At 61.4% G+C, this 13,551-nt stretch carries 16 protein-coding genes; 8 read left to right on the top strand and 8 right to left on the bottom strand.

The genetic code is table 11. The features are described 5' to 3' along the window. Positions 1-13: 13 nt before the first annotated feature. The 3 genes from O3S81_RS08030 to glcF all read left to right on the top strand — a co-directional run bounded on the left by O3S81_RS08030 (position 14) and on the right by glcF (position 4,190). Positions 14-1,447, top strand: coding sequence for an FAD-binding oxidoreductase (locus O3S81_RS08030; protein ID WP_269342136.1), 1,434 nt, complete (start codon positions 14-16; stop codon positions 1,445-1,447). 223 nt (positions 1,448-1,670) lie between these two features. After that, a complete protein-coding gene (gene glcE, locus O3S81_RS08035) occupies positions 1,671-2,885 on the top strand; it encodes a glycolate oxidase subunit GlcE (RefSeq protein ID WP_269342137.1) in 1,215 nt (404 codons plus the stop codon). Positions 2,886-2,888: 3 nt separating this feature from the next. After that, positions 2,889-4,190, top strand: coding sequence for a glycolate oxidase subunit GlcF (gene glcF / locus O3S81_RS08040; RefSeq protein WP_269342139.1), 1,302 nt, complete (start codon positions 2,889-2,891; stop codon positions 4,188-4,190). Here the strand turns inward: glcF and O3S81_RS08045 are convergent. Both O3S81_RS08045 and O3S81_RS08050 read right to left on the bottom strand, forming a co-directional pair. Next, positions 4,187-4,846, bottom strand: coding sequence for an outer membrane beta-barrel protein (locus tag O3S81_RS08045; RefSeq protein ID WP_269342141.1), 660 nt, complete (start codon positions 4,844-4,846; stop codon positions 4,187-4,189). The genes glcF and O3S81_RS08045 overlap by 4 nt on opposite strands. A 263-nt stretch (positions 4,847-5,109) precedes the next feature. Beyond that, positions 5,110-5,889, bottom strand: a complete 780-nt coding sequence (locus tag O3S81_RS08050; RefSeq protein ID WP_003503197.1) for a L,D-transpeptidase — start codon at positions 5,887-5,889, stop codon at positions 5,110-5,112. Positions 5,890-6,125: 236 nt separating this feature from the next. Between O3S81_RS08050 and O3S81_RS08055 the strand changes: the two genes are divergently transcribed. Both O3S81_RS08055 and O3S81_RS08060 read left to right on the top strand, forming a co-directional pair. Then, the gene (locus O3S81_RS08055; protein ID WP_269342143.1) at positions 6,126-6,755 is read left to right on the top strand and encodes a DNA-3-methyladenine glycosylase I; all 630 of its coding nucleotides are present in this window, start codon (positions 6,126-6,128) and stop codon (positions 6,753-6,755) included. Beyond that, entirely contained in the window at positions 6,752-7,195 is a 444-nt protein-coding gene (locus O3S81_RS08060; RefSeq protein ID WP_269342145.1) for a hypothetical protein, read from the top strand. Before O3S81_RS08055 ends, O3S81_RS08060 begins: the two co-directional genes overlap by 4 nt. A 19-nt stretch (positions 7,196-7,214) precedes the next feature. On the opposite strand, the gene O3S81_RS08065 is transcribed toward O3S81_RS08060, so the two are convergent. Further along, positions 7,215-8,258 carry a YeiH family protein gene (locus O3S81_RS08065; RefSeq protein WP_269342147.1) on the bottom strand — a complete coding sequence of 348 codons (1,044 nt, stop codon included), beginning with the start codon at positions 8,256-8,258 and terminating at the stop codon, positions 7,215-7,217. An 81-nt stretch (positions 8,259-8,339) separates the two neighbouring features. Between O3S81_RS08065 and O3S81_RS08070 the strand changes: the two genes are divergently transcribed. After that, positions 8,340-9,257, top strand: coding sequence for a LysR substrate-binding domain-containing protein (locus O3S81_RS08070; RefSeq protein ID WP_137002951.1), 918 nt, complete (start codon positions 8,340-8,342; stop codon positions 9,255-9,257). A gap of 100 nt (positions 9,258-9,357) precedes the next feature. On the opposite strand, the gene copM is transcribed toward O3S81_RS08070, so the two are convergent. From copM to relB, 5 genes are read right to left on the bottom strand one after another with little or no spacing between them, the layout of a single operon-like run. Continuing rightward, positions 9,358-9,732, bottom strand: coding sequence for a CopM family metallochaperone (copM, locus tag O3S81_RS08075; RefSeq protein ID WP_269342150.1), 375 nt, complete (start codon positions 9,730-9,732; stop codon positions 9,358-9,360). Positions 9,733-9,789: 57 nt separating this feature from the next. Then, positions 9,790-10,188, bottom strand: coding sequence for a hypothetical protein (locus O3S81_RS08080; RefSeq protein WP_269342152.1), 399 nt, complete (start codon positions 10,186-10,188; stop codon positions 9,790-9,792). 41 nt (positions 10,189-10,229) lie between these two features. After that, positions 10,230-10,994, bottom strand: a complete 765-nt coding sequence (locus O3S81_RS08085; protein WP_269342154.1) for a hypothetical protein — start codon at positions 10,992-10,994, stop codon at positions 10,230-10,232. A gap of 6 nt (positions 10,995-11,000) precedes the next feature. Then, on the bottom strand, positions 11,001-11,270 hold the full coding sequence (locus tag O3S81_RS08090) for a type II toxin-antitoxin system RelE family toxin (RefSeq protein ID WP_269342156.1): 270 nt from the start codon (positions 11,268-11,270) through the stop codon (positions 11,001-11,003). Further along, on the bottom strand, positions 11,254-11,487 hold the full coding sequence (relB, locus tag O3S81_RS08095; RefSeq protein ID WP_003503188.1) for a type II toxin-antitoxin system RelB family antitoxin: 234 nt from the start codon (positions 11,485-11,487) through the stop codon (positions 11,254-11,256). Before relB ends, O3S81_RS08090 begins: the two co-directional genes overlap by 17 nt. A gap of 157 nt (positions 11,488-11,644) precedes the next feature. Here relB and hisS point away from each other — a divergent pair, with 157 nt between their 5' ends. Continuing rightward, positions 11,645-13,168 (top strand): histidine--tRNA ligase, encoded by a 1,524-nt coding sequence (gene hisS / locus O3S81_RS08100; protein WP_269342158.1) that lies wholly within the window; start codon positions 11,645-11,647, stop codon positions 13,166-13,168. Between the two features lie 4 nt (positions 13,169-13,172). After that, on the top strand, positions 13,173-13,541 hold the full coding sequence (locus O3S81_RS08105) for a VOC family protein (protein ID WP_269342160.1): 369 nt from the start codon (positions 13,173-13,175) through the stop codon (positions 13,539-13,541). Positions 13,542-13,551: the final 10 nt, after the last annotated feature.

The following is a 13,551-nucleotide window of genomic DNA, read 5'->3' on the forward strand; positions in this document are numbered from 1 at the left end:
TGGAGGAGGGGCGGTGACTCAGCCGATCAAGTTTCTGGAGCCGCGCGCGAAGGTCGTCGCGGATCGTGACCGCATCATAGCGGACCTCAAGGATATCCTGCCGGTGGACTGTCTTGTGCACGAGCCGCGTGAGCTCGTGCCTTTCGAAACCGATGCCTTCGTCTCCTATCGCCGCCTGCCGCTGGCTGTGGCGCTGCCGAAAACGACGGAAGAAGTGGCGGCGGTGATGAAATATTGCCACCGCTACGGCATTCCGGTCGTGCCGCGTGGCGCCGGCACGTCGTTGTCTGGCGGTGCCATCCCGCAGGAGGATGCGGTTGTGATCGGCCTTTCGAAGATGAGCGCGATCCTCGAACTCGATTTTTACAATCGCACGGCGCGGGTACAGGCGGGTGTCACCAACCTCTCCATTTCCGATGCGGCGGGCGCGGAGGGTTTCTTTTATGCGCCCGATCCCAGCTCGCAGCTTGCCTGCACCATCGGCGGCAATATCGGCATGAATTCCGGCGGCGCGCATTGCCTGAAATACGGCGTCACCACCAATAATCTGCTCGGCGTGAAAATGGTGCTGGTGGACGGCACGGTGCTGGAGCTGGGCGGCAAACATCTCGACGCCGCCGGTTACGATCTTCTCGCTCTCGTCTGCGGTTCGGAAGGCCAGCTCGGCATCGTCACGGAAGCGACGGTGCGGCTGATCGCCAAACCGGAAGGGGCGCGGCCGGTGCTGTTCGGTTTCGAAACCTCTGAAGAAGCGGGCTCCTGCGTGGCCGATATCATCGGCGCGGGCATCATCCCGGTCGCCATCGAATTCATGGACAAACCGGCCATCGAGATCTGCGAGGCCTTCGCCAAGGCGGGTTATCCACTGGATGTCGGCGCGCTTTTGATCGTCGAGGTCGAAGGCTCCGAGGCGGAAATGGACGCCATGCTGGCCGATATCGTCACCATTGCCAGAAAACACGGCGTGAAGACGGTGAAGGAATGCCAGTCGGCCATGGAGGCGGCGGCGATCTGGAAGGGCCGCAAATCCGCCTTCGGCGCAACCGGCCGTATCGCGGATTATATCTGCATGGATGGCACGGTACCGCTTTCCCAGCTTTCCTATGTGTTGAAAAAGACCAGCGAAATCACCGACCGGCTCGGCCTGCGCGTCGCCAATGTCTTCCATGCCGGCGATGGCAACATGCACCCGCTCATCCTGTTCAACGCCAATGATCCTGATGATGCGGCCCGCGCGGAAGAGGCGGGCAATGAAATATTGAAACTCTGCGTCGATGCGGGCGGTTGTCTCACCGGTGAGCATGGTGTCGGTATCGAGAAACGGGATTTGATGCGGCATCAATATGGCGAGGCCGATCTTGCCCAGCAGATGGCGGTACGAACGGCCTTTGACGAGGGCTGGCTGATGAACCCTTCCAAGGTGTTTCCGCTGGAGGGGAGAGGGTGATGGGTGTGAGATTTGTGACGTTGGAGGGTGTGGCTTACCCCCCTCTGCCCTGCCGGGCATCTCCCCCTCAAGGGGGGAGATCGATATGCCGCATCCGCTCGTTCCAGAGGCAGGGGGCTATCCGCTTGCCGATCTCCCCCCTTGAGGGGGAGATGCCCGGCAGGGCAGAGGGGGGTGCCCCTCGCACAAACGTCCCTGTCCCATGCCCGGAGCCCACCACCCCATGCTGACCCCCTATGCAGAAACCCAGGTCGCCGACATCATCCGCGATTACGCCGACCGAAAAGCCGCGCTAAAAATCATCGGCGGCAACACCCGCTCCGGTTTCGGCAATGCGGTTGCGGCAGATGAAACGCTTTCCTCCCGCGCAATGTCCGGCATCGTCGCCTATAACCCCGCCGAAATGGTCATGACCGCCAAGGCCGGCACACCGCTCGCCACCGTCGAGGCCGCCCTTGCACAAAACCGGCAGATGATGGCTTTCGAGCCGATGGACCATCGTCCGATCATGGCAACCGAAGGCGAGCCGACCATTGGCGGTGTCTTTGCCGCCAATGTTTCCGGCCCGCGTCGCTACGTGGCCGGTGCGGCACGCGACAGCCTGCTCGGCATCCGTTTCGTCAATGGCAGCGGCGAGATCATCAAGGCCGGCGGCCGGGTGATGAAGAATGTCACCGGGCTTGATCTCTCGAAATTCCTGGCCGGATCCTTCGGTACGCTCGGTTTTCTCACCGAAGTCACCTTCCGCGTATTGCCGAAACCAGCGGCAGAAAAAACCGTCATCGTTTCCGGCCTCGATGACGATGCGGCGACGCGCATCATGGCGGCGGCGATGGCGATGAGCGTTGAGGTCTCCGGTGCAGCGCATCTGCCGGAAAGCGTGCGTTCCCGCTTCATTGACGGTGCCCTGCCGGAAGGCCCGGCGACCATTCTGCGGCTGGAAGGGCTCGCCGCCTCGGTGGAGGCGCGCGCGGCGAAACTCCTTTCGGTCATGGATCGGGTCGGCCCATGGGCGCTGCTGGAGGGTGAGGAAAGCGGGTTTTTGTGGCGGCAGGTGCGCGATGTCGCGCCCTATGCCGGGCAGGGCGCAAAACCGCTCTGGAAAGTCTCGGTCGCGCCCGCGGAAGGTCACCGTCTTGTCGCGGCGCTGCGCATGGAAGCGGGTATCGATGCTTTTTACGACTGGCAGGGCGGCCTCGTCTGGATGCAGATGGAAGCCGACCCCGAGGCGGATTTGCTGCGTGGCGCCATCCGGGCGCTGGGCGGTGGCCATGCAACATTGCTGAGGGCGAGTGACGCGGTGCGCGCAACTGTCGCTGCCTTCGAACCGCGCCCGCCGGCGGAGGCGCTGCTTTCTGAGCGTATCAGGGAAAAGCTCGATCCGGCGGGCATCTTCAATCCCGGCAAGATGGCCGTAACGATAGAAAGGGCCGTCTGAACCATGCAAACATCCTTCACGCCCGAACAGCTGGCCGATCCGCATGTGGCGGAATCCGAAAAAATCCTGCGCAAATGTGTGCATTGCGGCTTCTGCACCGCCACCTGTCCCACCTATGTCACGCTCGGCAACGAGCTGGACAGCCCGCGCGGCCGCATCTACCTCATCAAGGACATGCTGGAAAACAGCCGCCCGGCCGATCGTGAAGTGGTTACCCATATCGACCGCTGTCTCTCCTGTCTTGCCTGCACCACCACGTGTCCCTCCGGCGTGGATTACATGCATCTGGTCGATCACGCCCGCGCCCATATCGAACAGACCTATAAGCGGCCTTTCATGGACCGGCTGATCCGCAATCTTCTGGTTGCCGTCCTGCCGCATCCCGCCCGTTTCCGGCTGGCCCTGCATCTGGCCCGGCTGGCGCGACCTTTCGCGGGCCTGCTTGCCAAGGTTCCGGCGCTGAAACCCCTGCAATCCATGCTCGCCCTTGCCCCCGCTGCGGTGCCTCCGGCCTCCGCATCCGCCCGTCCGGGCGCACGGCCGGTCGAAGGCGAAAAGCGCGGGCGTATCGCCATCCTCACCGGCTGCGCCCAGCCGGTGCTCGATCCCGGTATCAACGAGGCGACGCTCAGGCTTCTTGCACGGCTCGGTATCGAGGTTGTCGTGCCGAGGGGCGAGGGCTGCTGCGGTTCGCTGGTGCATCACATGGGCCGTGAGGAAGAGGCGCTTGCCTCTGCCCGGCGCAATGTCGATGTCTGGACACGGGAGATGGAGGAGGGCGGCCTTGACGCCATCATCATCACCGCTTCCGGCTGCGGCACCACCATCAAGGATTATGGCCATATGCTGCGGCTCGATCCGGCCTATGCCGAAAAAGCCGCACGTGTCTCGGCGCTTGCGAAGGACATCACCGAATATCTCGCCACCCTCGATCTGCCGCAAAGGGAGAGCCAGGGACTGACTGTCGCCTATCATTCCGCCTGCTCCATGCAGCATGGCCAGAAGATCACGCTCGCGCCGAAACAGCTCTTGAAAGCGGCGGGTTTTACCGTGCGTGATCCGGCGGAAGGGCATCTGTGCTGCGGTTCGGCCGGAACCTACAACATCCTGCAGCCGGAAATTTCCGCCAAGCTCAAGGCGCGTAAGGTGAAAAATATCGAAGCCACGCGCGCGGATGTCATCGCCACCGGCAATATCGGCTGCATCACGCAGATCGGAACCGGCACGGATATGCCGATCCTGCACACGGTGGAACTGCTGGACTGGGCCTATGGCGGACCGAAGCCGGCGAGGCTGTCGGTTTAAAACTTATACGCCACGCCGAAATTCACCGCATTGGTGATGACATCGGTCTTCAACGAGGCGCCATTGTCGATATCGACATCGATAAAGGAATAGGTGCCCTTATATTCCACGAAGGTCGACCAGTTGTCGGTGATGCGGTAGCTGACGCCGGCCTGTGCCTGCAGGGTGGCGCCGCCGAACTGGTATTCGAAGGTATTGCCTGACGGGCGGTATACTTCCACATGTGGCACGTTGATGCCGACGCCGGCGCCCACATAGGGTGTCAGACGTATCGATTCCAGCGGAAAGCGGTAGAGCGCATTCAGCGTCAGAAGGTTCAGGCCGTCGGTGAATTCGAAATGCGACCAGCCGGAACGGGCAAGCGTCCCGTCGTCGGCATAAACCTTGTCATGGGTGAAATCGAGCGAGATACCGAAATTCCTGAGCTGGCCTTCATCGAACCAGTAGGTGCCGCGCACGCCCCAATAGGCCGGGTTGGAAAAAGACTTGCCTTCCCATCCGGCGCGGAAGTCCGGTCCGTCGGACACCGTCACATCGCTGTGCGGCGCGCTTTGCCAGCCGCCATAACCGGAAATTTCAAATTCGCCTGCCATGGCGGCAGAGAAGGAAACGCCGCTGAACAACAGGGCGCAGACAAATAAAGTATGGCGCGGCATGAAAAGAATCCAAGTTGATATCAGAAATGCACCAAACCGTTTTTTGATAACATTTGAATGACAGAAACAAAAAACGGGCGGTCAGTTGACCACCCGTTTTAAGGCCGTTCCATCATCCCCCTGAGAGAGGTTCGGCGCCTGGCGTCCCCCGCCAAGTTTCGTTCAATTGAAGTGAGCCGGATTGTACCGCCGCAAGGCGGCAATTCAAGCGGATACGCCCCTTTGCCGGCGGCGGACCGATCGGAATGGCCGAACCGTTGCCATCATATCACTATGACCCTGGTTCCTACGTTTACGCGCTCGTAAAGATCGGTGACATCCTCGTTGCGCATGCGGATGCAGCCGGAGGAATTGTTGCTGCCGATCGTCCAGGGCTGGTTGGTGCCGTGGATGCGATAAAGCGTCGAGCCGAGATACATGGCGCGTGCGCCCATCGGGTTGGCGGGGCCGCCTTCCATGAAGGCCGGCAGGTAGTGTCCCTTGGCCGCCTCGCGGGTGATCATTTCCTTCGGCGGGGTCCAGCTCGGCCATTCCGCCTTGCGGGTCACCTTGTGGGTTCCGGCCCATTCGAAGCCGGGCTTGCCGACGCCGACGCCATAACGCCGGGCCTTGCCATCGGCAAGCACCAGATAGAGGAAGCGGTTCGGCGTATCGATGACGATGGTGCCGGGCTTTTCGGCGGTGTCATAGTTCACGATCTGCGGCAGGAATTGCGGCGCGATCTGCGTGCGCACCGGCGCATTTGGGCGGACGGCGGCATTCTGCACCCGCGCCGGGCGCTGCGATGTGACACCGGAACTCGGGCGCTGCGGCATGGCCGCGGCCTGGCGCTGCTGGAACAGCGGCTGGCGTGCGGCAGGCGCACGCGGATAGACCACAGGGCGGACATTGCCGCGGCCACCGAGCTGCGTGACCCAGGGGGCGGAAAGATCCGGGCTGACGACGACGGGCGGGCGTTCGCGATACCGCTCATTGGCCATGGCTGCCGGAACGGCGAGGGTGGAAACGAGGCTCAGCGCCAGAAAAACGGACTTCATCGGCATCGGGTGGACTCTCTCTGCGGGATGTCGCAACAATGGATTGCGGGCTCATTCACCCGCTTTGCCGGACACGTTCGCACCTCGAGGCCAGCGAATCGTAAATGGCTGTTCATTAAAAAGCGCTTGTTTAAGGAAAGCTGGATTTAAGGTTAGCGCCCGGTTTTGAAACGTGGTGAATGAGTGGTAAGCGCGCAGGTTCACACCACCTGCGGGTGGGAGCGAAAAGGGATTGTCAGCGGATGAGCGAAGCGGGACTTGAAACGGGCGCGGATGGCCGCGTGCGGTGTTTCTGGCAGCAGGGGTTGGAGGATTACAGCCGCTATCACGACGAGGAATGGGGTTATCCCGTGACTGACGATCGCCGCCTGTTCGAGAAAATCTGCCTGGAAGGTTTTCAGTCCGGGCTTTCCTGGCTCACCGTCCTGCGCAAGCGCGAGGCGTTCCGGCTTGCCTTCGCCAATTTCGAGTTCGAAAAAGTGGCGGAGTTCGGCGAGGCCGATATCGAGCGCTGCCTTGCCGACAAGGGCATCATCCGCCATCGCGGCAAGATCGTTTCGACCATCAACAATGCCCGCCGTGCCATGGCGCTGCGCGATGAATTCGGTTCGCTCGCGCGTTATTTCTGGGGTTTCGAACCCGCCGCCGCAGAAAGGCCGCAAAGGCTGGACTATGCGACGTTAAGGGCCAACCCCACCAGCGCTGCTTCCATTCGCCTTTCCAAGGATTTGAAGAAGCGGGGCTGGACCTTCGTCGGCCCGACGACCGTCTATGCATTCATGCAGGCCATGGGTATGGTCAACGATCATATCGAAGGCTGTCATTGCCGCCAGCCGATAGAGGCAATGCGGCGGGAGTTTGTACGTCCATGAAGGTAACTTCCCTTCTTCTGGCGCTCACCATGGCCACCGCCGCCGTGCCGCATCCGTCTTTTGCGGAAAGCCGCAATGTCGACGGCATCTGGCTCGATGACGGTGAGAGGCTGAAGGAAGTGGCCCTGCCGCCGACCGGGCCATTGAAACTGGATGGCTGGACGCGGCGCGGGCGCGGCGATGTCTATCGCCTGAAGGTCAAGGCAGGGCAGACGGTGAAGGTCGAGCTTGCCGCCTCCAGCGAATTCGTCCTGATGGCGATCTTCGATTTTTCAACTCCGGATGAGGACGCGATCTTCTTCAGCGATTCCGAAGGCAAGACCGCGACCCTGACGCCGAAGGCGGATACGGAATGGTTGATCCGCCCGACGCTGATTCTGGGTTCGCCGCGCCGCGGGCTCGGCGCGCACTACACGCTGACGGTCAGCACCGGGAAATAACGGGCTTTCTGTCCCAGGCTCAGGCTGCCTGCGTGAGCGCGATCAGGCCGAAACTCAAAACACCCAGCAGCACAAGCGACAGGCTGGCGGCGACGATGACCTTGCCGCCGGCATGGCGAAGGCTGCGAATATCGACCGACAGTCCCAAAGCCGCCATCGACATGATGGTGAGGATGTTGGAGAGCGAGGCGACCGGAGAAAGCAGCACTTCGGGGATGAGGCCGAAGGACCGGGCCATGATCATCAATATGAAGCCGATGATGAACCACGGAACCATCTGCTGCAGCTTCAGGCGTCCCTTGTCGGACCGGCCGTGGATGACGGAGAGGGTGGCGATGACGGGGCCCAGCATCAGCACGCGGATGAGCTTGACGATGGTGCCGGTCTGCACGGCAATCGCGCCGAGCGGGGCGGTGGCGGCCAGAACCTGCGGCACGGCATAGACCGTCAGGCCGGCGAAGATGCCGTATTGGGTGGCGTCGAGCCCGAGCAGCTGCGGCAGGAAAGGCATCAGCAGCACGGCGGCGACGCCGAGAACAGCGGTGAAGGCAATCGAGGCCGCGACATCTTCCGGTTTCGCGCCGATGGCGGGCGCGGCGGCTGCAATGGCCGAATTGCCGCAGATGGAATTACCGCAGGCGATCAGCGTCGCGAGCTTGGGTGGCAGTCCCAGCATTCGCCCGGCGGCATAGCTGACGACCAGCGACAGGGCGACGATCAGCGCGATGCCGCCGATCAGCAAACCGCCTGCGCCCTTGAGGATGGAAAGGCTCAAGGATGCGCCGAGAAGCGCCACCGCGATTTCAAGCAGGGTCTTGGCACTGAACTTGATACCGGCCGAGGCGACCGCCGGCAGCGACACCAGCGAACGCAAAAGCGTGCCGATCAGAATGGCAAGCACCAGATCGCCGAGCCATGCGTGGCCCGCAAGCCGCACCTGAAAACGCTCTGCCAGAATGGCAGCGCAACTGACCGCCGCGCAGAGGAGAATTCCCGGCAGAAGCGGGGTGAGCCAGCGAAGCGAAAACTGAAGGGGATGGGTGAGGGTGCGATGTTGTGCCATGGGCCGACAATGCCGCAGCCGCCTGTTTTATTCTATCAAATAATATGGCATATATCGTTCGATAAAATCGAATGATAAGCCATGACCTTCGAACAACTCCGTATCTTCATCGCCGTCGCCGAACGCGAACATCTGACACGCGCCGCCGAAGCCATCGGCCTCACGGCTTCCGCAGTCAGTTCCGCCATCAAGAATCTCGAGGCCTTTTATAATGTCGAGCTGTTTCATCGCGTCGGCCGCAACATCGAGCTGACCGAAAGCGGCCGGGCTTTTCTGGGCGAGGCCAAGGCGACGCTGGCGCGTGTCCGCAATGCGGAACTGATTCTCTCCGAAATGGGCGGACTGACGCGCGGGGAAATCACCGTCTGCGCCAGCCAGACCATTGCAAGCTATTGGCTGCCGCCGATCCTGATGCAGTTCAAGAAGCTTTATCCCGGCGTGACCGTCCGGCTCGATATCGGCAATACCAAGACGGTGACGCAGGCGGTGCTGGATGGTCTGGCGGAGGTCGGTTTCATCGAAGGCAGGATCGACGAGCCGGCATTGATGGTGCAGCCCGTCGTGTCCGACAAGCTTCTGGTCGTCACCGGTTCGGCCCACCCTTTCGCCGACGGCCGTTATCTCACCGCGCTCGATATACTCTATGGCACCTCATGGGTCCTGCGTGAGCAGGGCTCCGGCACCCGCTCCGCCTTCGAGGCGGCGGTGCGGCAGATGGGGGTGGATCCCGGCGAACTGTCCGTCATGCTGGAACTGCCGTCCAATGAGGCGGTGGTGATGGCGGCACGTTCCGGCGGCGCGGCGACTGCCGTCTCCGCCTCGGTGGCATCCCTGTTCCTGCGGCAGGGTTTGCTGGTCCGCGCCGGCATCGATCTGCCCGCTCGGAACTTCGCTTTGTTGCGCCACAAGGAACGCCACACCAGCCGCGCGGCAATGGAACTGGAACGCCTCAGCCGGGCGGCGTCGGAGGATTACAAGGCCGGCCTTGCGGGGTTGTAACAGAGTGGCGAGTGGGATGGGCGGCGCTCGCGCCGTTGCCATTGGAGGGCAAGGTCGCCGGAGAAGCGCCGAAGCCGGCGCTCCCCTTCAACAATAGCAATCACTTGCCCTTGGACTTCAGCCAGGCCTTCATCATGGCGATTTCGCCTTCCTGGGCCTTGATGACCTCTTCGGCCAGTTTCCGGATTTCCGGATCCTTGCCATATTCCAGCTGGACCTTGGCCATATCGATCGCGCCCTGATGATGCGGGATCATGCCGCGCACGAAATCGACGTCGGCATCGCCGCTATAGTCGATGGCCATATCGCCATGCATCTTCTTGCTGGCTTCCATGAAGGCCTTGGTGGACGCGGTTTCGCTCGCGTCGCTTTTCGACATGCTGTGCCCGGCATGGCCGCCCGCCTCCTGTGCGAAAGCGGGCATGGCGAGGGCGGTGGCGAAACCGGCGGCGAGTGTGATGGTTTTGATAGACATGGATTATCCTTCCTGTGTCTGACGGATTTTTCGATAGGTTGATTGAAAAATCTGCGGTCAGGCGCGGGGAGGCGGCAGCAATGGCGCGGAAGCCTTGCCGTTGAAGACGATACCGCGCTGCGGTTTCGGATAGGAGAAGGTGATCTTGCCGCTATCGGCAAACACCATTCGAGGCACCACGATCAGGCAGGCAGCGCAGGATCCGGGATGCGCGGCGTCATCACCATGCGGACAGCAACCGCCCGTGCCTGCTTTATGGGCCGTATTTTCCCCGTGCGTTTGAAGATTGTCGTCCGGATCGGCCGAATGATGCGAATGGGCATCGTCATGTTTCATTGGCGCGTGTGGGGAAGCAGCCACGCCCGTGGCCGCCGGCATGCTCATCGCCATCTGCACCGGCATCGCGCCGAAAAGCAGGCAGGCAAGAAACATCAATGTGCGAACCGCCCGAGACATGCGCTGAATTTACCGCGGAAATTATGGAATAAGCATGACGTTCAGGTGAGTTCGCGCGCAATGACGTGATGAACGATGCGATAGTCCCTGCTTTCCTCCCCGAAGGGTGCGAGCGGCCAGTCCCATGCGGCGACAGGCGAGGTAATCTCGATACCGTGCAGCAGGTCCTCATGCTGCTGCGGGCTGCCATCCTTGCCGATGACATCGAAGGCGGTGTCCGTTACCAGACAGACCTTGCAGGGCAGGCCGGTCAGCGCATCGAGATGCGTCTGAATGAGCCTTGGCAGAAGATCGTCCGGCGCATTCGCGATCTTGTCCCGCTCCAGCCGGTGCTGCGCCCCGGTGCCGATCTGCGACAGGAGGTTGGCCGAGACAACGAGATCGAGATAGGGCACGCGCCGCAGGAAATCGAGCGGTTCCGCCGGCTTACCGGCCATCAGGTCATCGAAGCCGGATAGATCGCGATTGGCGATGCGGACGTTCTTTTTGGCATTGAGCCGCAGCTTCGCCTGCACGCTGGCGAGATGCACCAGATCGACCAGAACGACGGTATCGAACATCGCCACCAGCGCCTCATGGGGCACATCCCGCAACAGGCCGGACCCCAGCACAACGGCTGTCCGCCTCTGCTTCAGCTTTCTCGCCGATTGCAGCACGAATTGCCGGCTGTTGTTTTCATGCTCCGCCCAGGCGGCGGCGCAGCGATTGGCGCGCGCCCAGAGGTTGACGGAATAGCGGACATACGGCCGGAATTCTTTCGGCGTGACCGCGCGCGTGGCAGCATATTGCAGGGCTTCGAGGATCATGAATGCCTAACGGTAAATTTCACGGCGATGGCCGATTTCGACCACCAGAACGACCAGCTTGTGGTCCTGTATATCGCAGATGATGCGGTAATCGCCCACCCGGTAGCGCCAGAAATTTCCGAGTTCGGAGCCTTGCAGCGCTACGCCGGTTCTGCGGGGGTTGTCGTCCTGGGCAACGCGGTCCGTCAGAAAGGAAACGATGCGATTGGCATCGCTCTTCGTCAGCTTGCCCAGTTGCTTGATGGCATTTCGCTGGAATTCAATTCTCCAGATCAAGATCGCGCATCACTTCTTCCAGAGTATAGGTGCGCTCCTTATTGGCGATGCGTTGCCGTGTCGCCTCTTCGGCAAGATAGAGGTCTTCCATATCCTCGATATGTTTCTCGATCGCCTCACGGATATAATAGGCGGATGTGCGGCCCGTGCGCTCAGACAGAGCCTTCAGCCGCTCATAGGTCTCGTCCGGCAGGCGGATGGCCGTCTGTTTGCTCATGGGTCACGTCCTTTCGGATACAAAATGGGATACACGTATCCCATATAGCATCGCATGCCTCGTGGTGCCAGTAGAACCGCAGCCTTTGCGGCTTGCCGCACAGGGCTTCATCCTCTAATACACCGGCATAATTTCAGGAAAATATCGGATCGGCATCATGAGCGAAAAAGCAAAAAAGCCTCAGAAACTGAAAGCCCGCCTGCCGCGTGGCTTCGTGGATCGCTCGGTTGCCGATATCCATGCCACCAATGAGATGATCGAGAAAATCCGCAAGGTCTATGAGCTTTACGGCTTCGATCCGATCGAGACCCCGCTGTTCGAATATACCGATGCGCTTGGCAAGTTCCTGCCCGACAGCGACCGCCCGAACGAGGGCGTGTTTTCGCTGCAGGATGACGACGACCAATGGATGAGCCTGCGTTACGATCTCACCGCGCCGCTTGCCCGCCATGTCGCGGAAAACTTCAACGAAATCCAGCTGCCTTACCGCACCTATCGCGCCGGTTACGTGTTCCGTAATGAAAAGCCCGGCCCCGGCCGTTTCCGGCAGTTCATGCAGTTCGATGCCGATACGGTGGGTGCTTCCGGCGTGCAGGCGGATGCCGAAATGTGCATGATGATGGCCGATACGCTGGAAGCGCTCGGTATCGCGCGGGGCGACTATGTCATCCGCGTCAACAACCGCAAGGTGCTCGACGGTGTCATGGAAGCCATCGGCCTCGGCGGCGAGGACAATGCCGGTCGTCGCCTGAATGTTCTGCGCGCCATCGACAAGCTCGACAAGTTCGGCCCTGAAGGGGTGAAGCTGCTGCTCGGCCCCGGCCGCAAGGATGAGTCCGGCGATTTCACCAAGGGCGCGGGTCTTGGCGAGGAGCAGATCGAAAAGGTTCTGTTTTTTGTCGGCATCAGGGACTATGCGGCAAGCGCCGATGATCTCGCGAAACTGGTCGCCGGCACCTCCAAAGGCGAGGAAGGCGTCGATGAGCTGAACACCATCGGCGCTCTGGTCACCAGTGCCGGTTACGATGCGACGCGCATCAAGATCGACCCCTCGGTCGTGCGCGGCCTCGAATATTACACCGGCCCGGTCTACGAGGCCGAGCTGACCTTCGACGTCACCAACGAAAAGGGCGAAAAGGTCGTGTTCGGTTCGGTCGGCGGTGGCGGCCGTTATGATGGCCTCGTTTCGCGCTTCATGGGCCAGCCGGTTCCGGCCACGGGCTTCTCCATCGGCGTTTCGCGCCTGATGACGGCGCTCAAGAACCTTGGCAAGCTCGGTCAGGTCAAGCCGCTTGCTCCCGTCCTCATCACCGTCATGGACGGTGATGTGGAGAGCATGGGTCGTTACCAGCGTTTCACACAGGCGTTGCGCGCCGAGGGCATCCGCGCCGAAATGTATCAGGGCAACTGGAAGAAATTCGGCAACCAGCTGAAATATGCCGATCGCCTCGGTTCCCCCATCGCCATCATCCAGGGCGGTGACGAGCGCGCCGAAGGCGTGGTGCAGATCAAGGACCTGATCGAAGGCAAGCGTCTCTCCGGCGAGATCGAGGACAATGCCAGCTGGCGCGAGGCGCGCGTGGCGCAGGTCAGCGTGCCGGAGGCCGAACTGGTGGCGAAGGTCCGCGAGATTCTGGAGCATCAGGCAGAGGACGTTCGCCGCGCCGCCGAAGGGCGCTGAGGCCATGGCGATCCTTGCGCTCGATCATCTTCAACTGGCGATACCGGCTGGCCGGGAAGAGGATGCGCGCGCCTTTTACGGCGGCCTGCTCGGTTTTATGGAGCAGGCCAAACCCGCCAATCTGGCTGCGCGCGGCGGCTGCTGGTTTGCCTGCGGCCCGATAAAACTGCATCTCGGCGTCGAGCAGGATTTTCGGCCGGCGCGGAAAGCCCATCCGGCCTTTCTGGTCGATGATCTGGCAAGCTTGCGAAAAACACTTGAAACAGCAGGCTGCCATGTGGTTGAGGATGAGCCGCTTGAAGGGTATCACCGGTTTTATGTCCATGATCCCTTCGGAAACCGCATCGAAATGATGCAGCCGCTCGAACCGTGACGAAAAGTAC

The sequence above is a fragment of the Agrobacterium sp. SOY23 genome (genome assembly GCF_027212525.1).
Lineage (GTDB): Bacteria > Pseudomonadota > Alphaproteobacteria > Rhizobiales > Rhizobiaceae > Agrobacterium > Agrobacterium tumefaciens_I.